This window comes from Larkinella bovis (assembly GCF_042655385.1).
GTDB lineage: Bacteria > Bacteroidota > Bacteroidia > Cytophagales > Spirosomataceae > Larkinella > Larkinella bovis.
Window position 1 is genome coordinate 769611 of sequence record NZ_JBHSMA010000001.1, and the last position, 23157, is coordinate 792767.

General features: G+C 52.5%; 19 protein-coding genes and 3 tRNA genes. 13 read left to right on the forward strand and 9 right to left on the reverse strand.

What is annotated here, in order from left to right:
* The first annotated feature begins 20 nt into the window (after positions 1 to 20).
* Positions 21 to 1655, forward strand: coding sequence for a replicative DNA helicase (gene dnaB, locus ACFPMF_RS03190; RefSeq protein WP_379841038.1), 1635 nt, complete (start codon positions 21 to 23; stop codon positions 1653 to 1655).
* A 99-nt stretch (positions 1656 to 1754) separates the two neighbouring features.
* Here dnaB and rlmD read toward each other — a convergent pair whose 3' ends face one another.
* A complete protein-coding gene (gene rlmD, locus ACFPMF_RS03195; RefSeq protein WP_379841040.1) occupies positions 1755 to 3179 on the reverse strand; it encodes a 23S rRNA (uracil(1939)-C(5))-methyltransferase RlmD in 1425 nt (474 codons plus the stop codon).
* Between the two features lie 88 nt (positions 3180 to 3267).
* On the opposite strand from rlmD, the gene ACFPMF_RS03200 reads away from it, so the two are divergent.
* A complete protein-coding gene (locus ACFPMF_RS03200; protein ID WP_379841042.1) occupies positions 3268 to 5517 on the forward strand; it encodes a T9SS type B sorting domain-containing protein in 2250 nt (749 codons plus the stop codon).
* 81 nt (positions 5518 to 5598) lie between these two features.
* On the opposite strand, the gene ACFPMF_RS03205 is transcribed toward ACFPMF_RS03200, so the two are convergent.
* On the reverse strand, positions 5599 to 6060 hold the full coding sequence (locus ACFPMF_RS03205) for a CHRD domain-containing protein (protein ID WP_379841044.1): 462 nt from the start codon (positions 6058 to 6060) through the stop codon (positions 5599 to 5601).
* Between the two features lie 175 nt (positions 6061 to 6235).
* Between ACFPMF_RS03205 and ACFPMF_RS03210 the strand changes: the two genes are divergently transcribed.
* Entirely contained in the window at positions 6236 to 7048 is an 813-nt protein-coding gene (locus tag ACFPMF_RS03210) for an SDR family oxidoreductase (RefSeq protein WP_379841046.1), read from the forward strand.
* Between the two features lie 81 nt (positions 7049 to 7129).
* Here the strand turns inward: ACFPMF_RS03210 and ACFPMF_RS03215 are convergent, their stop codons facing one another.
* Positions 7130 to 7672: an SH3 domain-containing protein gene (locus ACFPMF_RS03215; protein WP_379841048.1), complete on the reverse strand. Its 543-nt coding sequence runs from the start codon at positions 7670 to 7672 to the stop codon at positions 7130 to 7132.
* Between the two features lie 308 nt (positions 7673 to 7980).
* Here ACFPMF_RS03215 and ACFPMF_RS03220 point away from each other — a divergent pair.
* From ACFPMF_RS03220 to ACFPMF_RS03230, 3 genes are all read left to right on the forward strand, one after another.
* Positions 7981 to 8056: transfer RNA gene (locus tag ACFPMF_RS03220), tRNA-Lys, on the forward strand.
* Between the two features lie 85 nt (positions 8057 to 8141).
* Positions 8142 to 8214 (forward strand) — tRNA-Lys (locus ACFPMF_RS03225).
* 159 nt (positions 8215 to 8373) lie between these two features.
* Entirely contained in the window at positions 8374 to 8916 is a 543-nt protein-coding gene (locus ACFPMF_RS03230) for a DUF4136 domain-containing protein (protein ID WP_379841050.1), read from the forward strand.
* A gap of 52 nt (positions 8917 to 8968) precedes the next feature.
* On the opposite strand, the gene ACFPMF_RS03235 is transcribed toward ACFPMF_RS03230, so the two are convergent.
* Positions 8969 to 9355: a DUF3127 domain-containing protein gene (locus ACFPMF_RS03235; RefSeq protein WP_379841052.1), complete on the reverse strand. Its 387-nt coding sequence runs from the start codon at positions 9353 to 9355 to the stop codon at positions 8969 to 8971.
* A 140-nt stretch (positions 9356 to 9495) separates the two neighbouring features.
* On the opposite strand from ACFPMF_RS03235, the gene elbB reads away from it, so the two are divergent.
* Both elbB and ACFPMF_RS03245 read left to right on the forward strand, forming a co-directional pair.
* Positions 9496 to 10191, forward strand: coding sequence for an isoprenoid biosynthesis glyoxalase ElbB (gene elbB, locus ACFPMF_RS03240; protein ID WP_379841054.1), 696 nt, complete (start codon positions 9496 to 9498; stop codon positions 10189 to 10191).
* A gap of 270 nt (positions 10192 to 10461) precedes the next feature.
* A tRNA-Leu gene (locus ACFPMF_RS03245) sits at positions 10462 to 10544 on the forward strand.
* 277 nt (positions 10545 to 10821) lie between these two features.
* Here the strand turns inward: ACFPMF_RS03245 and ACFPMF_RS03250 are convergent.
* A complete protein-coding gene (locus ACFPMF_RS03250) occupies positions 10822 to 15021 on the reverse strand; it encodes a two-component regulator propeller domain-containing protein (RefSeq protein ID WP_379841056.1) in 4200 nt (1399 codons plus the stop codon).
* Between the two features lie 230 nt (positions 15022 to 15251).
* Here ACFPMF_RS03250 and ACFPMF_RS03255 point away from each other — a divergent pair, with 230 nt between their 5' ends.
* Positions 15252 to 15875, forward strand: a complete 624-nt coding sequence (locus tag ACFPMF_RS03255; RefSeq protein WP_379841058.1) for an SOS response-associated peptidase — start codon at positions 15252 to 15254, stop codon at positions 15873 to 15875.
* Between the two features lie 3 nt (positions 15876 to 15878).
* Here the strand turns inward: ACFPMF_RS03255 and ACFPMF_RS03260 are convergent, their stop codons facing one another.
* Entirely contained in the window at positions 15879 to 16484 is a 606-nt protein-coding gene (locus ACFPMF_RS03260) for a deoxynucleoside kinase (RefSeq protein WP_379841060.1), read from the reverse strand.
* A gap of 84 nt (positions 16485 to 16568) precedes the next feature.
* On the opposite strand from ACFPMF_RS03260, the gene trhO reads away from it, so the two are divergent.
* The gene (gene trhO / locus ACFPMF_RS03265) at positions 16569 to 17525 is read left to right on the forward strand and encodes an oxygen-dependent tRNA uridine(34) hydroxylase TrhO (RefSeq protein ID WP_379841062.1); all 957 of its coding nucleotides are present in this window, start codon (positions 16569 to 16571) and stop codon (positions 17523 to 17525) included.
* On the opposite strand, the gene ACFPMF_RS03270 is transcribed toward trhO, so the two are convergent.
* Positions 17511 to 18017: a GNAT family N-acetyltransferase gene (locus ACFPMF_RS03270; RefSeq protein WP_379841064.1), complete on the reverse strand. Its 507-nt coding sequence runs from the start codon at positions 18015 to 18017 to the stop codon at positions 17511 to 17513. The two genes, trhO and ACFPMF_RS03270, sit on opposite strands and share 15 nt — an antisense overlap.
* A gap of 143 nt (positions 18018 to 18160) precedes the next feature.
* Between ACFPMF_RS03270 and surE the strand changes: the two genes are divergently transcribed.
* Together surE and ACFPMF_RS03280 are read left to right on the forward strand one after the other, a co-directional pair.
* Entirely contained in the window at positions 18161 to 19003 is an 843-nt protein-coding gene (gene surE / locus ACFPMF_RS03275; RefSeq protein WP_379841066.1) for a 5'/3'-nucleotidase SurE, read from the forward strand.
* Between the two features lie 24 nt (positions 19004 to 19027).
* On the forward strand, positions 19028 to 20620 hold the full coding sequence (locus ACFPMF_RS03280; RefSeq protein ID WP_379841068.1) for a GH3 family acyl-acid amido synthetase: 1593 nt from the start codon (positions 19028 to 19030) through the stop codon (positions 20618 to 20620).
* Positions 20621 to 20692: 72 nt separating this feature from the next.
* Here ACFPMF_RS03280 and ACFPMF_RS03285 read toward each other — a convergent pair whose 3' ends face one another.
* A complete protein-coding gene (locus ACFPMF_RS03285; protein WP_379841070.1) occupies positions 20693 to 21328 on the reverse strand; it encodes a LysE family translocator in 636 nt (211 codons plus the stop codon).
* Positions 21329 to 21334: 6 nt separating this feature from the next.
* Positions 21335 to 21883: an NUDIX domain-containing protein gene (locus tag ACFPMF_RS03290; protein WP_379841072.1), complete on the reverse strand. Its 549-nt coding sequence runs from the start codon at positions 21881 to 21883 to the stop codon at positions 21335 to 21337.
* A gap of 69 nt (positions 21884 to 21952) precedes the next feature.
* Here ACFPMF_RS03290 and ACFPMF_RS03295 point away from each other — a divergent pair, with 69 nt between their 5' ends.
* On the forward strand, positions 21953 to 22951 hold the full coding sequence (locus ACFPMF_RS03295) for a cation diffusion facilitator family transporter (protein ID WP_379841074.1): 999 nt from the start codon (positions 21953 to 21955) through the stop codon (positions 22949 to 22951).
* The last annotated feature ends 206 nt before the right edge of the window (positions 22952 to 23157 follow it).

The window sequence follows — 23157 nt, forward strand, 5'->3', positions numbered from 1 at the left end:
TTGGCTATACTTGCATAGCAATGGAAAACGATCGAACCACCAACTCAAACTTTCGGAAGACTCCCTATATGGGTGGTCGGCGCAGTATGTCCGACGGGGTTAATCACATGTTGACACCGACCGGGCTGGGCAAATTACCTCCGCAGGCCATCGACCTGGAAGAAGCCGTACTGGGTGCTTTGATGATCGAAAAGGACGCCCTGTCGGCGGTGGTCGATATCCTGAAACCGGAAAGCTTTTATAAAGAAGCCAACCAGCGGATTTACAACGCCATCGTTACCCTGTTCGGAAATGCCGAACCGGTGGACATGCTGACCGTCACGCAGCAATTGCGGAAAACCGGCGAAATTGAAGTCGTTGGCGGGGGCGGTTATATTACCGAATTAACCACCCGCGTTACGTCCGCAGCCAATATCGAATACCACTCCCGCGTCATTGCCGAGGCCGCCATCAAGCGCGCCCTGATTACGGTTTCCAACGAAATCCAGCGGGATGCCTACGAAGATACCACCGACGTTTTCAACCTCCTCGACCGCATCGAACAGTCGATGTTCCGGATTTCGGAATCGAATATCCGGAAAAATTACGCCGATATGAGCACCATCATGCGGCAGGCGCTGGACGAACTCGAGCAGAAGAAAAATATGAAAGACGGCCTGACGGGTGTTCCGTCGGGGTTCAGTGCCCTCGACCGGCTAACGTCCGGCTGGCAACGCTCTGAACTGATCATTCTGGCGGCCCGGCCCGGTATGGGAAAAACCGCCTTCGTCGTCAGTTCGCTCCGCAATGCCGCGGTTGATTTTGGGCAGGCGGTGGCCATTTTCTCCCTGGAAATGTCGTCCGTTCAGCTGGTCAACCGGCTGATTTCGGCGGAAGCCGAAATTGACAGCGAAAAAATCAAGAAAGGAAATCTGGCCCCGCACGAATGGGCACAGCTTCACCATAAAATTCAGCGCCTGACCGAAGCGCCCATTTTCATCGACGATACCCCCGCCCTTTCCATTCTCGAACTGCGGGCGAAATGTCGCCGGTTAAAGGCCCAGCACGATATTCAGATGGTCGTCATTGACTATTTGCAGTTGATGTCGGGCGATACGTCGGGCAAAGCGGGCGGCAACCGGGAGCAGGAAATTGCCTCGATTTCCCGCGCCCTGAAAAACCTCGCCAAAGAACTCAACGTGCCGGTCATTGCCCTGTCGCAGTTGAGCCGGGCCGTGGAAACCCGGGGGGGCGACAAAAAACCGCAACTCTCCGACCTTCGTGAATCCGGTTCCATTGAGCAGGATGCCGATATGGTCATCTTCCTCTACCGGCCTGAATACTACGGCATTACCACCGACGAAAACGGCAATTCGGTTTCGGGAGTCGGAGAAGTCATCATTGCCAAAAACCGGAGTGGTTCCCTGGATACCGTCCAACTGCGGTTCGTCGGCAAGTACACCAAATTCTCCGACCTGGATGCGTTCTTCATGCCGCAGACCCCGGCGCCGTTTAGCGGCCCATCGGCGGGCTTCGACCCCAAGCTGTCGGGCGCATCTTCCTTTGAAAGCCAGGGCGGTATTGTCAAAAGCAAAGCCAACAATCTGAATTCGCCGAATACCGGCTTCTCCAACTTCGGCCACGTCGACCCCAATCAACAGGAAACACCGTTTTGAGGTAAGAATGAAGAGGTATGAGTTATGAGTTGGCTGACGCATGCTATTCCTGCGGAGCTAACTCCTAACTCTTCATTCTTACCTCTTAACTCTTCCCTCCTAACTCCTTTTTTCCAGCTTCACGACGTTCTCCACGTGGTGGGTGTGCGGAAACATATCGACCGGCTGGACGGCTTTTACCTCGTACAGTTCATCCAGAATCGCCAGATCGCGGGCCTGGGTGGCGGTATTGCAACTAACGTATACTATTCGCCGGGGAGCCGCCAGCAACAGGTTTCGGGTAACGGCTTCGTCCATGCCGGCGCGCGGTGGGTCCGTAATGACCACATCCGGTTTTCCGTATTTCTGGAACAGGTCCGGGGTCAGGAGGGCCGCCATATCACCCGCCAGAAATTCCGTGTTCTGAATCCCGTTGACAGCCGCGTTCATCTTTGCGTCCTCGACCGCCGATACCACGTATTCAATGCCGATTACCTGCTTGGCCCGGCGCGCCACAAAGAGGGCAATGGTTCCGGTTCCGGTGTATAGATCATACACGCGCTCGGAACCGGTCAGCCCGGCCCAGTCCCGGGTGATCTTGTACAACTCGAAGGCCTGCCCGGCATTGGTCTGGTAAAACGATTTGGGACCCACCCGAAACGTCAGCGGCTGACCACTTTCGTCATCCATCTGCTCCTCGATATACGGTTTTCCCCAATACGAAATGACGTCCTGATCCTGATACGAATCGTTTAGTTTTCTATTCAGAATGTAATTCAGCGAGGTGATCTGCGGAAACGAAGCTTTCAGCATGTCCAGCAGCCCTGCGAGTTCCGCCGGACGGTCTTCAGCGACCTGAACCGTCACCATGACCTGCCCAGTCGAAGCCGTGCGGATGATGATGGTTCGCAAAAAACCGACGTGCGTATTCAGGTTGTACATCGTCAAGCCGTTCCGGAACGCATACTCGCCCACGGCCAGCCGAATGGCGTTGGAAGGATCGGGTTGCAGGTAACAATGGGCAATCGGCAGAATTTTATCAAACCGCTTCGGAATATGAAACCCTACGGCCCGTTTGTCCATTTTAATGCCCGAACGGACCTCTTCATCCGTCATCCAGCGACCTTCCGCCGTCGTAAATTCGAGTTTATTCCGGTAATAGGTGGTTTGCTGTGAGGGCAGCGTTGGCAAGACCGTCGGCAGCTGGACTTTACCGATCCGGGTGAGGTGATCGACGGCCTGCTGGCCTTTGAAGCGGAGCTGTTCGTCATACCGAATGTGCTGCCATTTGCAGCCTCCACAGGTACCAAAATGCGGACAGAACGGTTCGGCCCGGCTGGGGCCGAAGGAATGAATCTTTTCGACAACGGCTTCCCGGTATTGCTTTTTCCGGTTCACAATCCGGATATCCACCACATCGCCGGGCGCAGCAACGGGGCCGCCCGACCGGCTTTCCACAAAGATCACCCCTTCTTCGGTCCGGATCAGGCATTTTCCTTCCGCGGCCACATCATCTATCCGAACGGCTTGCAACCGATTCGCCATCTTTTGGGTCTTTCCTGACATCATTTACTGTGATAAATTCTGTAAATTAAGCACCGTATTTTGGTTTCGACAACCCTTCTGTATTGGAATGAAACAGTTTTATCGGATTACTGCCTGGTGGTATTGGTTGATCGGGAGTTGGCTGGGGCTGACGTTAACGGCCTCGGCGACGCATATCGTCGGGGGCGAACTGGAGTTAAAACGCGTGACGAATCAAAGTCAGTATACCCACCAAATTAACCTGAACCTGTACTTCGATGAGCTGAACGGTAACCCGCAGGCCGAAGACCCCACCGTCAGCATTTTTATTTACCGCAAAGGCGATAATGCTTTTATCGGTGCCGTTGACCTGCCACAGGTCAGCTCGCAACTCGTCGATTATACCAAACCGCAGTGCGCCCTGCCGAGCCTTCGCACCCGGTTGTTGCGCTACAGCGGCAATGTGGTTTTTAATTTAAATGCATTCAATGATCCGCGCGGCTATTACATGATCTGGGAACGGTGTTGCCGCAATAATTCGATCAACAACATCCAGAACCCGGGCGCAGCCGGATCGACGTTTTACCTGGAATTTCCGGCGCAGCGGACCAGTAATGGCACCAGCGTTATCAACTCCTCCCCCACGTTCCGGCCGGTTCGGGGCGATTATATCTGTATCAATCAGCCCTTTTCGTTTGATTTTGGTGCAACCGATTCCGACGGCGACAGTCTGGCCTACAAACTGGTAACGCCCTACAATGGGTTTAGTACGGCCGCCAACCCCCGCCCACAGGTCGCCCAGCCCAGTTCGGCCTATCCCGAAGTCCGCTGGAGCAGCGGTCTCAACCAGGATCGGGCCATTCCGGGACCGGCTCCGCTCCGGGTCAATGCCCAAACCGGTCTGCTAACCGTGACAGCGGGCCAGGTCGGTTTGTTTGTCTTTTGTGTGCAGGTGACGGAATACCGCAAAAATGCTTCCGGCGCCTGGCAGCAAATCGGGCTGGTCCGGCGCGATTTTCAGTTGAAAGTGATTGATTGTCAGAAAAATAATCCCCCTTCGGTGGCGATGCGCCCGGCGGGCCAATCGGCCTTTTACAAAGAAGGAACGGTGCTGAAAATTACGGACAAAGAATCCAACTGCCTCGACTTGTTCATTACCGACCTCGACCCCAATCAGCGCGTCCAGATGTCGGTTCTGGATGGCCCGGCACAGGGAATTTCCTTTTCGCCGAATGAAGTGCTGATCCGGTTTCCGGGCGATACGGTTAAAACGCAGGTCTGTTTCGATCGCTGTCTGGCCGAGGGAAAACCGCTTCGGCTGGCCCTGCTGGCGACGGATGAAGGCTGTCCACAGGGCCTGAAAGACACGCTCGTGGTGACGCTGGAACTGGCCCCGGAACTGAACCGAAAACCGGTGGTCGAAACAACATTGCCCGGCAACACGACCACCGTACAGGCCGGGAAAACGCTAACGTTCAAAGTAACCGGAACGGATGCCGATCAGGACATGATCACCCTCACCGCCGTAGGCCGGGGCTTCAATCTGGCGCAGGTGGGGATGAGTTTTGCCGCCGTTTCGGGGCCGGGAACGGTCAGCCAGCAATTCAACTGGACGCCCCAATGCGCCCAGGTTCGAACGGCGGAGTATGTCATTGATTTCATTGTGACCGATACCCGCTGCAACCGAAACCAGCGCGATACGGTGACGGTTCGGCTGAAAGCCACGCCCGAAACCAGTCGCCCGCCCACGGTCCGGACGACGCTCGCGAATCCGGTGGTAGACTTAACCGTCACCCATAGCGATTCGATACCGGCCGCCATTCGGTTCGACGTCATTGCCGAAGACCCGGACCCCGATCCGTTGAAATTAACGGCCGTTGGCCACAATTTCGATTATAAAAGCCTGGGGATGCAATTCGAAAGCAAGACCGGCCCGAGTCCCCTGGTTTCTCCGTTCGTCTGGCAGCCCGGTTGCCCGGTTTTGCAGGGAAAGAGCGAAGCCACGTACGAGCTGGATTTTATTTCACAGGATAACAGTTGCCCGAATAATTACGACACGACCCGCGTAACGTTCCGGGTCAAAGATGTGCCGGTCGATTACAACATCACGATCACGAACGTCATTACGCCCAATGCCGACGGGAAAAATGATGTGTTCAGCGTTCCGGATTTGCCGCAGGACAATTGCTCCGACCAGTTCCGCCGGGTCGATATTACGAATCGCTGGGGAAAGGCGGTTTTCTCATCCACCAATCGCCATTTCCAGTGGACCGGCGACGATCTGCCCCCCGGTTTGTATTACTACCTCATTCAGTACACGAACCGGTCGTACAAGGGAAATGTCACCTTACTTCGATAAGCAAGAAAAAAGCTACCGCGACGCGGTAGCTTTTTTCTTGCAGAGCCATCGGCTATAACGGCCCGAGCAGGTTGAAACGGGTTAGTTATCGAATTTCACCCGCATAATATTGGCGCGAATTTCGCCCCCGGGATACTGGGTCGTATGAAGATTCACGTAAAGGCGACCTTCCATCAACGCATTTTCCTGATCCTGCTTCAGCGTACTTTTTCCGCTAATGGGCGAGGTCAGGGAAGCGAAGGGAATGATAACGCCCCCGTTCGTACCCGGGCCACCCGGTGCCAGGTGAATGTGACCCGCATTCGGGGTAATACCGGTATAATTAACCGTATAACTCAGCTCCTTGGTTGTTTTATTGTACGTGGCGGTCATGGTGCCGGTGGCGGCTGACGAGTTTCCCGGCACTTCCTGGCTTCCGTTCAATGTTCCCTCAAAATCAACCGTATCTTTCTTGTCAGGAGCGTCTTTAATCGGTGAGCAGGATGATACCGTAAGGGCAGTTGCCACAAAGGCAGTCATCAAATACGCAAATGTTCTTTTCATAGATCGTGAATATTGAATGGTCCAGATTGCACCGCAATAATACTAACTTTGCCGTAATTCTCTACAAACAGGGGCGGGCAATACCCATATAACTTTTTATTTAGGGAAGTTTCTTATTAAAAAGTTGAAAATAATCGTTTGTTCACCCCATACGTTCCCGAATTTCCAGACTTTCATGAAAGACAAAGTGGTTGTCATTACAGGGGCTTCTTCCGGAATCGGAAAAGCCTTGGCGTTTGCCTTTGGCCGTGAACAGGCCATCATCGTCATTTGTGGCCGAAAGGCGGAGGCTCTCGAAACTGTCAGTGCCGAACTAGATCAGCAGGCTATTCAAAACCGCTGGATTCAGGCCGATGTCAGCCGCGAAGCGGACGTCCGGAACCTGATCGAAAAAACCGTCCAGGAATTCGGCCGGATCGATATTCTGATCAACAACGCCGGCATTACGATGCGGTCGATGCTGCTGGGCATGGATCCGAACGTGATCCGTAAAGTCATGGACATTAACTTCATGGGAACGGTGTATGCCACCCGCTATGCCCTGCCCTATCTGCTGGAAAGCAAAGGGTCAATTGTCGGTATTTCGTCCATCGCCGGCTACCGTGGCCTGCCGGTTCGCAGCGGGTATTCGGCCTCCAAGTTTGCGATGAACGGTTTTCTGGAAGCCCTCCGAACGGAATTGCTGGACACGGGGGTCCATGTGCTGGTCGCCTGCCCCGGTTTTACGTCCTCCAATATTCGCTACTCCGCCCTGAATCAGGCGGGCGAGGTGGCGGGAGAAACCGTGCGGGACGAAAGCAAAATGATGAGTTCCGAAGAGGTCGCCAACCACATTCTGAAGGCCGTGAAACGTCGAAAACGCGACCTGATTCTGACGACGCAGGGCAAGCTGACGATCTTTCTCAACAAATTTATCCCCGGACTAATGGACCGCATGGTTTACAACACGCTCGCCAGGGAGAAAGATTCGCCCCTGAAAAAGGGGTAGGCGTTGCCGGTTTTCCGTTCGCAGGTCAGGATTCGGGCGGGTTGTGAAGGCGTCAGCCCTCGTAACCCCGCCCCCAACTCCTTAAATCAGCCAGACATTATCTTTTCGGACGTAATACAGGCCATCGTTCCAGAAGACGTGGAGCCAGACATCCTGGCTGCCCAGAATATTGACTTTGTGGCCCCGGTTGATAACGTCCTCAACCGGCGAAGCAGCCGACGGATCCCGCCGGAGCAAAACCTGGTCCCGGTTGATGATCCCGGACTGGTAGCGTTCCGGCAGGTTGACCAGCAACAGCAAACCGGTCAGATACGCCAGCACAATCAGTTTATGCCGACGGCGCGACGGTTCCCGCTGGCGGTATTTCATCCAGAAAATTCCGAAGGCATACGTGCCGAGTAGAACGAGCGCCAGGATGATGTACAAACCGTACTGCTTATAGAACAGATAAAAGTAGTTCAGGTCGTCGGTCTCGTAGCCCCGCAGGTTATACTGATTGGCGACATCGTTCATCTTTTTCAACACCGCTTCGTCGGGCCGGCGGTCAAAATAAACTTGCAGGTAGTAGAGCATTTTAGCCACGTCACCCTGTTTTTCCCAGCCAAAAGCGAGTTTTAAGAGCATCGGATCCGTGGGACGGAAGCCTAAATTTAAGTGGTGTTCATAGGCTTCATTTGCCGCCGGATAGGCACCGGCAGCAAACAGAGAATCAGCCTGATAGAGGGACGCCGAGACCTTGCTGGCGGGGGCATTTCCGGGCCATACGGCCCATAGCAGCGAAAAAAAATAAACCAATTTCAAACGGGGACCTTGCATTTTCATCTCAAAAAAGGTACTTTTGCATCGCAATTTTGGGAAGCCACTCAAAATTACAAAAGGTAAAAGTAGAAAGGTTACGGTTCATATCATTTCTTTTCCTCTTCTCCTTTTTCGATCTGGTAGCTCAGCTGGTAGAGCAATACACTTTTAATGTATGGGTCCTGGGTTCGAATCCCAGCCGGATCACCAAAAGCCTCAGTGAATCATGAATAGTAACAGAAAATTAGTACATCGCTGTTGATTGGGGTCACCCGCGTGGTTCATTTCATATCCCGATCTGGTAGCTCAGCTGGTAGAGCAATACACTTTTAATGTATGGGTCCTGGGTTCGAATCCCAGCCGGATCACTTCCCTTCGATCGTTCAACGATCCTCCTGAAATCCCGCTTTGCAGTCCGAAGCGGGATTCTCATTTTATCCCGTTTTCGGTTAACAATCTGCCCTCCTGCTCGTTTCTAGAAAAACAGACCCCTCAGGCGGCTTTGCCCCGAAATACTCTATCCACCCATGAAAATCAAACCATTTGTCATCCTGGTTCTTCTGCCAACGGTTTTTGTTGCCTGTAGCTCAATCCGGGTGGTAAAAACCGAACCCGCCGACAACTTTGCTTTATCCCATTACCGCACCTTTGCCTTCTCAGACATTGAATCGACGGGGGATATTCCGCAGAGCGGTTTTTATCGTTCTCAGGTTGAAGCGCTCAAAAACGCCATCGAAAGGCAATTACTGGCCAGGGGACTAAGCCGGGTGCCGGCTTCCCCCGATCTGCTGATGAATATCGGCATCGCCGTGGATGAAAAAACGCAAACCCGGCAAACCAACTTTCGCACCGATCCGCCGTATTATATCGGCCAACGGCGCTACACCTGGCGTAGTCAGGAAATTCCGGTGGGGACCTACCGGCAGGGCACCATCGATATTCACCTGATCGATCCGAAGAAAAATGAGATGGTCTGGCGGGGAATGGTGGAAGGAATTGTGCCGAAAAAACCGGCCCGGCTTCAGAAGCAGATTGACGAAAGTATGGAGAAACTATTTGCAACCCTGTAATCGGATGATTGGCCCAGGCCGGATCACTCACCCGATTACCGGTTGTCAGGCCTTAAAAGGGCAGTGCGTTATCTTCGTCTTCAAAGGTCGTCAGCGGGCGATCCGCAGCCGGGCGCGACTCCTGCCGGCGCGGAGCGGCTGCCGCCACGGGTTGTTGTTCAGCCCCATCGGCCGGTTCGATCCGCCAGGCCCGTACGTCCGTATACCAGCGATCGTTGTACTCCCGGGATTCGATGCTGATGGCGACCCGCATCGTATCCCCCGGGGCAAACTGGGCCAGATCCCCGGTTTTGTCTCCCCAGGCCATCAGGCAGACTTGTTTGGGAAACTGGTCGATCGTTTCAATCACAAATTGTTGTTTCGTCCAGGTTCCGTTGCGTCCCTGTCCCGACTGCTCGGGTAACACTTTGACCAGCTTGCCCGTTAATTCCAGTGCCATACTTGCTTGATTAATGTCTGTTAGTTTACGTAAAATAAAGAATCGTGTTTCGCCCGGTGAAGGTTGAAATGAAACGTTGAAGTTACAACTTTTTGGGTTAATTTCCCCGAAAAAAATCCATTACTACGATCTTCTGATCCATGAAAATTGGCGTTTTGTTGCACGGAAACGGTGTTTATGATGGCACTGAAATTCACGAAGCCGTACTGACGTTGCTGGCCCTGGCCGAGGTGGGAGCTGAAACCATTTGCCTGGCACCGGATGTACCGCAGTACCACGTTGTCAATCACCTGACTGGCGAAGAAATGCCCGAAAACCGCAATGTGCTGGTCGAGTCGGCACGGATTGCGCGCGGCAACATCCGGAATCTGGCGTCGCTGACCGCCGATGAGCTGGATGCACTCGTTATGCCGGGCGGTTTTGGGACGGCTAAGAACATTACCAAATGGGCCTTCGAGGGCCCGCAGGGGGCCATTCTGGAACCCGTCAGGAAACTCATTGTCGATCTGGTGTCCCAGAAAAAACCGATCGTCGGTTTGTGCATGAGTCCAACGACCATCGCCAAGGCGTTGGAAGGCAGTGGCGTTTCGGCTCACCTGACGGTGGGCAGCGACCAGGAAGACAGCCCGTACGAAATCAGTGGCATTGCCGCCGGAATCCAGTCCCTGGGGCAGCAGGTCGAAATGAAAACGGTCCGGGAAATCGCCGTCGATCGGGAAAACCGGATCATTACCGCTCCCTGTTACATGATGGAGGCCTCCATTCTGGACGTGCGGGAAAACATTCGGGCCGCGATCGATGCGCTGGTGGACCTGTTACGGGAGGAAAACGCGTAAACCGGGCGGGCCTGGGGTTCCAAAAAACACTGGCTCCTCTGTCGGGAGAAGAGCCAGGTTCAGTGCTAACCTATGATGAACGAAATAGTCCGCCCATGAAGTCCTGCCGGACTGCGTTGCCGGGCCGATTCCCTATATACGTTCTATTCTACTAAAGGGAAGCGGTTTCGGGACATACTCACCGACGGATGATTTTTTAGGGATATTGAAACGGCTCTTGGTTTTTAAAGGCCCAATCTCTACTTTTGCATCCACAAAATCGAGGTGTCTGTCCATGTGGTGGAATTGGTAGACACGCCATCTTGAGGGGGTGGTGCCGTTATGGTGTGAGGGTTCGAATCCCTCCGTGGACACTTCAAAATACCTGCAAAGTGCTGTAAATTAAAACCTTACAGCACTTTTTTATTGGCGTTCATTCCCGATCCGCTCCAGGCATATTTGCAAAATTTAGGGATCGAAGACGCATCGTCCGGGTTGGCTAAAAAGCATACACCGGGATACTGTAGAAAATTTCTTGCCCATTTTCCGTTTAAGGCGCCCGGGTTTTCCTGAAATTTTGAGAAAATCCTTTCGGTTGCCGGATGCAGCGAAAAAAAACGAATGGAGGTCAACGGTTTGGGAGCCCCTTGGCTATCCATTCAGGGATCCTCCGGAAACCTGCCGCTGGCGTTGCGTCGAGGCCCGCACGAGGGCATTTTTCAACACATCCAGCAGAATGGGCTTGGAAATGTAATCATCCATGCCCGCGGCCAGACACTCTTCCTGGTCTTCTTTCATCGCATTGGCCGTCATCGCAATGATGATCGGCTGCGGGCCCGGCTGCCGCCGAATCAGGCGGGTCGCTTCCAGGCCATTCATTTCGGGCATCTGCACATCCATCAGAATCGCATCAAACGCCCGATTGTGCATCATCGCTAACACCTCGATCCCGTTCTGGGCCAGTTCGGGCTGATACCCCAGTTTCTGGAGAATATTTAAAATCAGTTTCTGATTGGCAATGTAGTCCTCCGCAATTAAAATCTCGAGCGGGTGTTCTTTGGCAAACGCGTCCGACAGAGCCTGCTGCGTGGGGCGGGTCACCGGAATGGGCATTTCGTCGATCTGTTTCAGTTGCCGCTGAACCAGATCAAACAACTGTTGCTGCCGGATGGGTTTGGTCAGGATGGCCGAAAAAAGCTCCGGGTAGGTTTTCCGGGTTTCTTCACCAACTGAACTCAACAGGATAATGGGCAGCCGGGGGTATTGCAGCCGGATCTGCCGGGCCAGTTCCACGCCATTCATTCCGGGCATCTGCATGTCGGTAACCACCAGATGGATGGGCATATTTTCGCTCAGGGTTGCCAGGGCCTGACTCCCCGATAAGGCCGTAAACGGAACCAGTTTCCATTGTTCGAACTGCGTCCGCAAAATGGTCAGATTGGTCTGGTTGTCATCGACCACCAGAATCCGTTTCCCGGCGTTTTCGCTCGTATTGAATAAAACATAGTGCCGTTTGGCCTGTTGGCTCACCCGACAGCGAATCGTAAACGTAAACGTAGTGCCCTGCCCTTCCACACTTTCGACCCAAATCGTGCCGCCCAGCAGTTTGACCAGCCGCTCACTGATCGCCAATCCCAGCCCCGTTCCGCCATACCGCCGGGTCATCGACGAATCGCCCTGCGAAAAAGCTCTGAAAAGCCGCTGTAATTTATCTTCTGAAATGCCAATTCCCGTGTCCCGTACCTGAAACTCGAGTTCCAGCTCCGGATCGTTTTCCAGCCGATGGACGTCCACCTGCACAAACACTTCCCCTTTATGGGTAAACTTAACGGCGTTTCCCACGAGGTTGATCAGAATCTGCCGCAACCGCAACCCGTCGCTAATAATGTGCAACGGAACCTGATGTTCAAACTGATACACCAGATCAAGGCCACTTTCGGCGGCTTTACCGGCAAACAGATCCAGGACGTCCTCCACACAATGGAGCAAATCGATGTCGCCCATTTCCAGTTCCAGACTCCCCGACTCGATCTTTGAGAAGTCCAGAATGTCGTTGATGACGCCGAGTAGATTGGTGCCGCACTGGTAGATGGTATCGACGTATTCCTGCTGCTCTTCCGACAGTTCGGTTTCCTGCAACAGATACGTCATGCCCAGGACCCCATTCATCGGCGTCCGGATTTCGTGGCTCATCGTGGCCAGAAACACGCTTTTGGCCTGATTGGCTTTTTCGGCTTCTTCCCGGGCCTGCTGTTCCTGCAACCGTTGCGCGTGAATTTCATCGACGAGGGTCTGCAAATGTTCCGACTGCGTTTGCAACTCCTCCTTCTGGTATTTCACCTGCGCCGTCCGTTCGTTGACCAGTTTCTCCAGTTTTTCGTTCTGGGCTTTCAGGGCACGCGTTCGCCAGCGGTAGATCACGTTCGGACTGGCAAGAAAGGCAATGGCCAGCAACGCCCCAAACCACCAGGTTTGCCAGAAAGGCGGTTTTATAATCACCCGAAACGAATCACCGTGCCGGTTCCAGACGCCATCGTTGTTAGAGGCCATCACCCGGAACGTATACAAACCGGGGTCCAGGTTGGTGTAGCTGACTACGCGTTTGGTGTTGCTGATTTTCCAATCCTTATCAAAGCCCTCCAGCATGTACGCATACTGATTTTTTTCGGGCAGCGAATAATTCAAGGCGGCAAACTCAAAGGTAATCGACGACTCTTCGTAGGATAAGGTCACCCGGTTTTCCTCCGTCTGCACGGGTTTGTCATACACCAGAAAATTGGTAATGAACACCGGCGGAACAAACGGATTATTCCGAAGACTGTCCGGGAAAAACGAGTTCATGCCCGAAATACCGCCGAAGAATAATTCTCCTTCCGGGCTTTTAAAAACCGCCATCCGGTTGAACGAGCTTTTCTGCAAGCCATCCACCGTATTGAAATTCTGAATGACCCGGGTGCGCGGATTCACTTTCGACAGCCCTTTGTTCGTACTGACCCAGAGATTGCCCGACCGATCGCTGTTGATGGCCTGGATGACCTCATTGGGCAACCCCTGTTTCTGTCGAAAGGCCAGAAAGGACTGGTTTTTCGGATTAAAGTAATTCAGCCCCCCTTTGGTCCCGATCCATAAGTCGCCCTTCGGGGTTTCGTACAGGCTGTTGATGAAATTATGGCTTAGGCTGCCCGAAACCGCCCGGTTATGCTGGTAGGCCGTAAAGGTGCCGGTTTGCTCATTGAAGCGGTTCAGGCCACCACCTTCGGTTCCAACCCAGAGAATACCGTTATGATCGAAAACCAGCGCGCTGATGTACCCCTGGGTAATGGTTCCCGGTTTGGCGGGATCGGGCCGGAAGTGCGTAAAGGTTCCCGTTTTTTTATCGTATCGACTGATGCCTGCGCCGAGCGTACCAAGCCAGATTTCGCCTTTTTTCCCTTCCGTAATCGCACAGACGGTTTCGTGACTCAGTTCGGTTGTGCTCCTGCCTGGTTTAAAATTGACAAAACCGCCGGCCCCCTTTTTCCACAAACTCAGGCCGCCCTTGTAACTCCCCACCCAGATATCCTGATCGCTGTCCTGGAAAAGGCTCATGATGTAGTTACTCCCCACGCTGGCGGGATCCCCCGGTTTGTTTTTAAAGTGCGTGAATTGCCCGGTTGCCTTCTTCAGCACATTCAGGCCCCCGCCGTCGGTCCCGATCCAGAGATTTCCGAGATGATCCTGTAAAATCGAGGATACATTATTGTTATTCAGGGTATTGGCGACATACGGTTCTTTCCGGTAAAGCCGAAACTTGACGGGCTGATGGTCATAAAAGTTAATACCCCCGCTATAGGTCCCCAGCCACATATTTCCGCTACGGTCCCGGTAAATCGCATCGACGGATGCGCTGTTGAGGCCGCTGGTGTTGTTTTCGTCGTACAGATACCGGGTGAAAGCGGTCCGGTTTTTATTCAGAATACTGACTCCGCCGTTTTCGGTCCCGACCCACAGATTGCCTTCCCCATCTTCCTCCAGTGAATTCAGGTCATTATGCCCGATGGAGGTTGGAACGGCGGGATGGTGCAAAAACCGGGTGAACGTTTTCTGGTCCGTATTCAGCAAATTTAACCCTCCCCCTTCGGTGGCCACCCAGATGCGTCCCTGCGCATCCTGCAGGAGCCGTTTGAGGGCGTTGTGGCTCAACGAGGTTTTATCCGCCGGATTATGGGCAAAATGGTGAAACGTGTCGGTGGCCGGATCCAGCCGATTCAAACCGCCCCCGAAAGTGGCGACCCAGATCGTTCCGCTGCGGTCGATCAGCACATCCCGAACCAAATCGCTGCTCAGGCTGGACGCTATACCGGGTTTATGGGTATAGCGAAAAAAGGTTTGTTTAACGGGATCAAATCGGTTCAGTCCGCCTTCGGTACCAATCCAGAGGTTACCCCGCTGATCTTCCGCAATGGACGTCACCCGGTTATTACTGAGGCTCTTAGCTTTGGTTTTCGAATACTGATAATTTTTAAAAACACCGGTTTTCCGATCCATCGAACAGAGCCCCCCGTCGTCGGTGCCGACCCAGAGTTTTCCCTGCCGGTCTTCGTACAACACCCGGACGTAATTATCACTCAGACTCGCCGGCACATGGGGGTCATTCCGAAACACCGTAAAGGAATAGCCATCGTATAAATTCAGCCCGTCCTGGGTTCCGAACCACATAAAGCCCTGTTTGTCCTGGAGGATACTGGTAACATTACTTTGCGAAAGACCTTCCTGAGTAGTTATATGCTTAAACCGGACGGAAACCGGTTGCGCTTCGGCTAGATGGATCGAGAATAAAAAGGCCAGTAACGCGGCAATAGTTGGTTTCATGAATGGCCTACGGTATAGCTATTATTAATAGAACAGAATAATTTAGGTAAATGTCCGGTAATTGAGTATAACTCACAAAAACTGAACCTAATTTTAAACCATTTTTTTGGATTATTGATGCGTCAGGTAGTAATAATTCCTCAAAATAATGGCAAGGACCGCGCCCGAATCCCGCAGGGAAATGTCCGAATAATTTTGTATATTAGACGTTCAACAACCCAACTCCTTTCATGTGTTATTCCGTTAAGGCAATCTCTGAATTAAAAGAGCTGGCCGAAAAAATAAAAGCAAACGTACCCGTGGAACCGGAAGCGTATCAACCGGGCCCGAAAATCTCGGGGTATTCGCATCCCTGGCTCCCGGTGGTGACCCAGGAAAATCCGGCTGACATCCAGCTCTTTAAATGGGGGTTGGTTCCGGCCTGGGTGAAAGAAGACAAGGCGGCCGAGCTGGCCAAAATGACCCTGAACGCCCGGGAAGATACCATTTTTGAAAAACCATCCTTCCGGGACAGCATTCTGTCGCAGCGGTGTCTTTTGCTGGTTGACGGTTTTTATGAATGGCGCCACGAGGGCAAACAGAAAATCCCGTATTTCATCCGGCTGAAAACCGAACAGCCGTTTTCGCTGGGCGCCATTTACGCCGTCTGGAAGGGACAACCTACTTTTTCGATTGTCACCACGGAAGCCAATCCCCTGATGGCCTTCATTCACAACACCAAAAAACGGATGCCCCTGATTCTCACCCGGGAGGAAGAACGGCGCTGGATCGACCCCGAACTGACAAAACCCGCCATCAGGCAGTTGATGCAGCCGCTGGACGAAAGCGAAATGAAAGCCGACGTGGTGGCCTGAGTCTCACATCAAGACCCGGTCCACCTCCGCCATCACGGCCTTCAGATCCGCCGGATTGTGCACATAATCCAGGTCGTTGACATCGATGACCAACAGCTTGCTGGCGGTATACTCGCCCACGAAGGCTTCGTAATACTGGTTGAGGTTTTCCAGGTACTGGGCACTGATTGATTTTTCGTAATCGCGCCCGCGCAACCGGATGCGTTCCTGCAGCTTCGGAAGCCCGGCCCGGAGGTAGATCATCAGGTCCGGTGGCCGCACCAGCGTGAGCATATTTTCAAAAACCCGGCGGTAGGTCTGGTAATCCCGCTGGCTCATCAAACCACTTTCGTGCAGGTTTCGGGCGAAAATATAGGCATCTTCGTAGATCGTCCGATCCTGCACCACCGAGTCCCTCCCCAGATTGATCCGGAGCATCTGCTCGAAGCGGCTGTTCAGAAAAAAGATTTGCAGATTAAACGACCAGCGCGGCATATCGGCGTAAAAATCAGCCAGGTACGGATTGTTATCAACGGCTTCTTTCAGAATCTCCCAGCCATAATGAGCCGCCAGCAGCGTGGCCAGCGTGGTTTTACCAGCGCCAATATTTCCGGTTATTGCCAGATGCATAATAGTCCGTTTTAAGCCCGACGTGATCAACAGGGATACATTTTGTATCTTTGTGTGTTAACCGTTGAAAGGTATTGTTTTGTTATGAAGCCCTATCACGTTTTATTATACTATTGTTATACAACCCTTGAAAATCCGGAGCAGTTTCGCGATGAACACCACCAACTGTGTCTTCGGTTAAATTTGCTGGGGCGTATTATCGTATCGGCCGAAGGGCTGAACGGTACGGTTTCGGGTTCGCCCGCCGACTGCGAAACCTACATGCGAACGGTCAAAGCGGATCCCCGCTTCGCCAGCCTGGAGTTCAAGGTTGACCAGTCCGACGAGCATGCTTTTCAGAAACTGAACGTGCGGCTGAAATCCGAAATCGTCCATTCCGACCTGCCCGTCAATCCGCTCGAACGCACGGGCATTTACCTCGAACCGGAAGAATTTAAAAGGATGAAGAACGACGAGGATGTGGTGCTGATCGACATGCGGTCCAATTACGAGCATTCCGTCGGAAAATTCAAAGGGGCGATTACGTTCGATATGGAGAATTTGCGGGAACTGCCGCAGCATCTGGACGAAATCAGGCATTTGAAAAACAAGAAAGTCATCACCTATTGTACGGGTGGAATCAAGTGCGAAAAAGCCAGCGCCTACCTGCTGGATCAGGGATTCGAGAATGTTTACCAGCTTCATGGCGGGATCATCAAATACGGAATCGAAGCCGGCGGGGAAGACTTTGAGGGCAAATGCTACGTTTTCGATAACCGGGTGGCCGTCGATGTCAATCAGGTGAACCCGGTCGTGATTTCCAGCTGCTACCGCTGCGGCTCGCCGACCGACCGGATGATCAACTGCGCCAGTCCGGCCTGCAACAACCACGTAACCTTATGCGAAAATTGCGGCAACGAGCACCAGGGCACCTGCCGCAACGAGTGCAAGCAGGACCCGGCCCTGCGTCCGTACGACGGAACGGGGTATTACGCCAAGGAAACCCGGGGGTATTCGCCGTTACTCGGCTACCGGAGTCAGCGGAGTTCAGTGACTCACTAGCGATTTTTCCAGCACAAAATCATTCATCCAGTACGGTCCGATCGGAATATCTTCTTCCCGCACCAGCGCAAAGCCCAGCCGTTCGTAGAATTGCCGGGCTTTGTTGTATCGGTTGACATTGAGATAGAGCCGGTTACCGCCTTCGGCTACGCACCGCCGGATGACTTCGTCCAGCAGTTGTCGGCCGGTTCCTTTCCCCTGTTCATCGGGTAGCACATAAATTTTATGCAATTTGAACCGATCGGGTTCCGATTCATTCCGGGAATAGGACGCAAAACCGCATAAGGTCTGATTCACATATGCCAGAACAAACACGTGCTGCTCCCGAATCATCTGGTCGGCCAGGGCTTCTTTGGAATAGATGGTCTGAAACATGTAGTTGATCTGGTCCTGGTCCAGGATGGCCCGGTAGGTAGGTTCCCAAATTTTCTCCTGCAACGTAATAATGGAATCGATATCCGACGGGTGGGCGGTTTTAAATTCTATGGGCATAGGGCACCGGGTTAAAAATCCAAAATCAGGGGCTAAGATACCGTTTTTCCGCCCTTCTAAAACCGTAATCTTTGGAGGAGGTCTCCTTCCCTTAGCATAATTTTTTACCTTTGACAAGCAGTAATAACGTAAACGGAATTACGATGTCGGAACAAAAACCGTTGATTTTGGTCACGAATGACGATGGCATTAATGCGCCCGGCATTCGGAATTTGGTAGTATTAATGAAACAATTGGGTGAGGTTGTGGTGGTTGCGCCCAGCAGTCCGCAGTCGGGCATGGGCCACGCGATCACGATTGCATCGCCCCTTCGGTTGCATGAAGTCGATATTTTTCCGGGAATTCCCGCCTACGAATGCTCCGGAACCCCCGCCGACTGTGTCAAACTGGCGAAACATTACGTTTTAAAAGACCGGAACCCGGATCTGGTCGTCAGCGGCATTAACCACGGCAGCAATACCTCGATCAGTGTGTTGTATTCGGGGACCATGTCGGCCGCCATTGAAGCGGCCATCGAGGGCATTCCGGCGATCGGTTTTTCCCTCTGCGATTTCGCACACGAGGCCGATTTTTCCCACACCTACGATCATCTTTTAAAAATTGCCGGACACGTGCTGGAACACGGCATTCCGAAAGGCGTTACCCTGAATGTGAACTTTCCGGCCAAATCGGACCAGCCCCTGCGGGAAATCCGGATTTGCCGGCAGGCGGATGCCCGCTGGCAGGAAGAATTTGACGAACGCAAAGATCCCTACGGCCGCCGGTATTTCTGGATGTCGGGAAAATTTGTCAACGACGACACGGGCGAGGACACGGATGAGTACGCTTTGCAGCAAAATTGTACGTCGGTGGTTCCGTGTCAGCTCGATCTGACGGATTACGCCATTCTGGCCGACATGAAAACCTGGAAGATCAATGAACGAACCGGTACGATTCCCGCGGTTTCAGCGCCGGTTCCCGCTCGTCCTCCGATTGAAAACAGTTAGACACTAACTCAAAACCATTGCACCATGGCTTTATTGGGAAGTCTATTGAAACGTGGCATTTCGCTGACCAGTGTGGTCCGGCGGAAGAAGTTGAATGCGCTCAAATTGCAGAAGAAAACCTTTGTCAAGTTAATCGGCAAGGCCCGCTATACGCAGTTCGGACAGGCTTACCAGTTTGAAGAAATCGAAAATGCGGCTTTCTTCGAAGATGAGAAAGAGTTTTACCAGAAGTTTAAAGAGTTAGTCCCGATTTACGACTACAATAAATTGTATAAGGAATGGTGGCACCGTTCGGTCAATGGTGAAAAAAACGTTTGCTGGCCGGGCCGGGTCAAATATTTCGCCCTGAGTTCGGGCACCTCCGATGCCTCCACCAAATACATTCCGGTGACTAAAACCATGACGAAGGCCATTCAGAAAACCAGCATCCGGCAAATTCTGAGCCTGAGTCGATACCAGCACCTTCCCTCGCAACTCTACGAAAAAGGTATGCTCATGCTGGGGGGCAGCACCCGGCTCAATTACCGGGGCAATCATTTTGAAGGGGATCTGAGCGGTATTCAGGCCAAACAGATTCCGTACTGGTTTCAGAAGTTTTATAAACCGGGAAAAGAGATTGCCCAGGAACAGGATTGGGCGCTGAAACTGGACGAAATTACCGAACAGGCCGACCAGTGGGATATCGGTTTTGTGGTGGGCGTTCCGGCCTGGATCCAGTTGTTGATGGAAAAAATCATCGCCCACTACAAGGTCAAAACCATTCACGACATCTGGCCGAACCTGATGGTTTTTTGCCACGGTGGCGTTTCGTTTGAACCCTACCGCCAGGGCTTTGAGCACCTGCTGGCGCATCCCATCACCTACATTGAAACCTACCTGGCCTCCGAAGGGTTCATTGCCTACCAGACCCATCCCGATGCGGTGGGTATGCAACTGGTGCTCGACAACGGGATTTTCTTCGAATTCATCCCGTTCAACGACGAAAATTTCAACGCCGACGGGGACGTGGTGGAAAAACCGCACACCCTGATGATCGACGACGTGGAAGAAGGCAAGGAATATGCCTTGCTGATTTCCACCTGTGCGGGTGCCTGGCGGTATTTGATCGGGGATACGATCCGGTTTGTTTCCAAAAAACGGGCGGAAATTGTAATTACCGGCCGGACGAAACACTTCCTGAGTCTTTGCGGTGAGCACCTCTCGGTCGATAACATGAACAAAGCCGTCGAGCTGGCCTCCAACGAACTAAAAATCAATATCCGCGAATTTACCGTTGCCGGGATTTCACACGATACGCTTTTCGCCCACCACTGGTTCATTGGTACGGACGATAAAGTGGACGAGACGGTTTTAAAAAATCTGATCGACAGCAGGCTCAATGAACTGAATGATGACTATGCCGTCGAACGCCGGCATGCCCTCAAGGAGATTTTCGTTACGGTTTTACCCACAGCGACGTTCTACCGGTGGATGGAGGCCAAAGGAAAACTCGGCGGGCAGCATAAATTCCCCCGGGTTCTGAAGAAAAATCTGATCGCCGACTGGGACGGGTTTCTCAAGACGCAGGGATTTGACGTAGCGACGATTCGCGATCCGGTCAGCGGCCTTCGCAGCTGATCCCTCGGGGGTTCGCATCAAGAAAACCTGTCAGATAACCCGCCCGGGCTCCTGCCCGGTGCGGGTTATTTTTTATTTCAGCATGGCTAACAGGGGGTCGTAAAGCCGGGTCCACGCCAGTTGGAGGGCAATGAATATGAAAACGACGCCCGTGGTCCGGTTGAAAGCCAGGACAACTTTCGGCGTAAAAAACCGCTTCAGTTTGTGGGCAAAAATTGCCAGCGCCGATTCCGTCCCGAAAATGCCGATTAAACTCATGATCATGAACACAATACGCTCCTGATTGCTGTAATGCAGCGAATTGGTTAAATAGGCTGCCAGGGTAACCCAGGTGATGAAATTGATCGGGTTAATCGCGTTGAGGACAAAACCGGTCGAAAAATAGTAGAGGAAATTACCAAACCGGGTTTTGGGATAGGCCAGCCGGGGGGTTCCTTTGAAGAGATTGGCCACCCCCATCGTCAGCAAAAGCAAAACGCCGAACAGGGTCAGGTAAAATTCAAAGTGATTGATTTCGGGCAGAAACGCGGTACCAAACAGGGCGCAAACCACAAATATGGCATCGCAAACTACCACGCCGAAGGCGATTTTGATGCCGGAACGATACCCATTGTCGACACTGTTTTGCAACAGCGAAAAGAAAACAGTTCCAAAAGTCAGGCAAAGCAGAATACCGGCAATTAAACCGTAGAGAATAGCTTCAATCATGCGCAATTATATCTGTTTCAACCGCGCCACTTTTAACAGGGCGCAGACACTGAGAGCATCGGTAATCTGGCTCTCCATCACCATTTGAACAGCATCACTCAGTAAAACCCGCCGGACCTGCAATTGTTCAGTTTCTTCCGGGGCGTGTTCCCCCTGCGACAGGTCTTCCGCTATATAGAGAAATCCTTCTTCGTCGGTCGCCGAATTGGAGGTATGAATCCGCCCGATCTTGGTCCATTTCGCGGCTTCAAGACCGGTTTCTTCCTTCAGTTCCCGCTGCGCGGACACCAGCAGGTCGGTCCCCAACGGAGCCCCGCCCTCCGGCACTTCCCAGGAATATTCGTCGAGCGGATAGCGGTATTGCCCCACGAGATACGTGTATCCTTCCTCGTCGATGGGAACCACAACAACGGCTTTGTTCTTGAAACTCACGACACCGTAGATGCCGGGCGTACTCGAGGGGGTTATCACCTCCTCATGCCTGATTTTCAACCAATTATTTTCATAAGCAATGGTCGAAGTAAGCGTCTTCCAGGGATTTTCGGTAAACTCCATACCCGCAAAGGTAAAGAGAAATCCTTAACAGTTTGCTACCTTTGGGGGCCACAACCCACCCATGGCTTCATGCAATCGAGTCAGCGAATTAAATACAAATGGATGTCGATCTCACTGGGATTGAGTGTGGTTCTGATGTTTCTGAAGTTTACGGCCTGGTGGTTAACGTCTTCCACGGCTATTCTGACAGACGCGTTGGAATCCATCATCAATGTGATTGCCAGTGGTTTTGCCCTGTACAGTATTTATCTTTCCGGTCTGCCCCGCGACCGAAACCACCCGTACGGCCACGGTAAAATCGAGTTTTTCTCGTCCGGTTTTGAAGGGGCGTTGATCCTGTCTGCCGGAATTTTTGTCATTTTCCAGGCCATCCAGTCGTTTATCGACCCCCAACCGTACACGCACCTGGGCTGGGGTGTTTTGCTGATCGCCCTGACGACCGTCGCTAACACGCTGGTTGGCTGGTTATTAATTCGGAACGGGCGATTGACCAATTCAATCACCCTTATGGCCGACGGTCGCCATTTATTGACCGATAGTTTAAGCAGTCTCCTGGTCGTTGCCGGTATTTTTGTCATCATGGTAACCGGTTTAACCTGGTTTGATGGTGTCCTCTCGCTCATCCTGTCGGGGGTCATCATCTGGAACGGCATGGGGCTGGTTCGCCAGTCGATTGCCGGCCTGATGGATGAAACGGATCTGGTATTGCTCCAGCGGATTCTGAACATCCTGAATCAGCATAAAAGCAACAACTGGATCGACATTCACAACCTGCGGGTGCAGCGCTATGGCGCCGATCTCCACATTGACTGCCACCTGACGTTGCCGTATTACTGGAAACTGGCGCAGGTTCATCAGGAAGTACACGAGTTTGAGGAAGCTCTGAAACGGGAAATCAGCAATGAAGTTGAAATTTTTATCCATGCCGATCCCTGCCTGCCCGAATGCTGTCATTATTGCCGGATCGATGATTGCCCGGTTCGGGCCCATCCGTTCACGGGTGATGTTGAATGGACCATCGCCAACATTTCGACCAACCAGAAACATTTTGTCAGCATCGATTCCTAGCCAAATCCCTTCCGAATTCGCAAAAAAAAATATAAAATTCCATTGGGAAAGTTGGCATTTATTAACTTTTTTGTAATTTTCGGAGAGAATTTAGTGCTCAAATGAGATACTTAATTCAGGTTGTATTCATATCCCGGTTAAAAAGGCCCTTCCTACCAACGGAGAGGGCCTTTTTCCTTTATGGGGAAAATTGCTATAAAAAAAGG

Coding starts and splice junctions, on each gene's coding strand:
- ACFPMF_RS03200 (WP_379841042.1), top strand. CDS start 3,268: ATGAAACAGTTTTATCGGATTACTGCCTGGTGGTATTGGTTGATCGGG.
- ACFPMF_RS03295 (WP_379841074.1), top strand. CDS start 21,953: ATGCAATCGAGTCAGCGAATTAAATACAAATGGATGTCGATCTCACTG.
- ACFPMF_RS03280 (WP_379841068.1), top strand. CDS start 19,028: ATGGCTTTATTGGGAAGTCTATTGAAACGTGGCATTTCGCTGACCAGT.
- ACFPMF_RS03205 (WP_379841044.1), bottom strand. CDS start 6,060: ATGAAAAGAACATTTGCGTATTTGATGACTGCCTTTGTGGCAACTGCC.
- ACFPMF_RS03215 (WP_379841048.1), bottom strand. CDS start 7,672: ATGCTCTTAAAACTCGCTTTTGGCTGGGAAAAACAGGGTGACGTGGCT.
- ACFPMF_RS03235 (WP_379841052.1), bottom strand. CDS start 9,355: ATGGCACTGGAATTAACGGGCAAGCTGGTCAAAGTGTTACCCGAGCAG.
- elbB (WP_379841054.1), top strand. CDS start 9,496: ATGAAAATTGGCGTTTTGTTGCACGGAAACGGTGTTTATGATGGCACT.
- ACFPMF_RS03250 (WP_379841056.1), bottom strand. CDS start 15,021: ATGAAACCAACTATTGCCGCGTTACTGGCCTTTTTATTCTCGATCCAT.
- ACFPMF_RS03255 (WP_379841058.1), top strand. CDS start 15,252: ATGTGTTATTCCGTTAAGGCAATCTCTGAATTAAAAGAGCTGGCCGAA.
- trhO (WP_379841062.1), top strand. CDS start 16,569: ATGAAGCCCTATCACGTTTTATTATACTATTGTTATACAACCCTTGAA.
- ACFPMF_RS03230 (WP_379841050.1), top strand. CDS start 8,374: ATGAAAATCAAACCATTTGTCATCCTGGTTCTTCTGCCAACGGTTTTT.
- ACFPMF_RS03210 (WP_379841046.1), top strand. CDS start 6,236: ATGAAAGACAAAGTGGTTGTCATTACAGGGGCTTCTTCCGGAATCGGA.
- ACFPMF_RS03260 (WP_379841060.1), bottom strand. CDS start 16,484: ATGCATCTGGCAATAACCGGAAATATTGGCGCTGGTAAAACCACGCTG.
- surE (WP_379841066.1), top strand. CDS start 18,161: ATGTCGGAACAAAAACCGTTGATTTTGGTCACGAATGACGATGGCATT.
- ACFPMF_RS03285 (WP_379841070.1), bottom strand. CDS start 21,328: ATGATTGAAGCTATTCTCTACGGTTTAATTGCCGGTATTCTGCTTTGC.
- rlmD (WP_379841040.1), bottom strand. CDS start 3,179: ATGGCGAATCGGTTGCAAGCCGTTCGGATAGATGATGTGGCCGCGGAA.
- ACFPMF_RS03290 (WP_379841072.1), bottom strand. CDS start 21,883: ATGGAGTTTACCGAAAATCCCTGGAAGACGCTTACTTCGACCATTGCT.
- dnaB (WP_379841038.1), top strand. CDS start 21: ATGGAAAACGATCGAACCACCAACTCAAACTTTCGGAAGACTCCCTAT.
- ACFPMF_RS03270 (WP_379841064.1), bottom strand. CDS start 18,017: ATGCCCATAGAATTTAAAACCGCCCACCCGTCGGATATCGATTCCATT.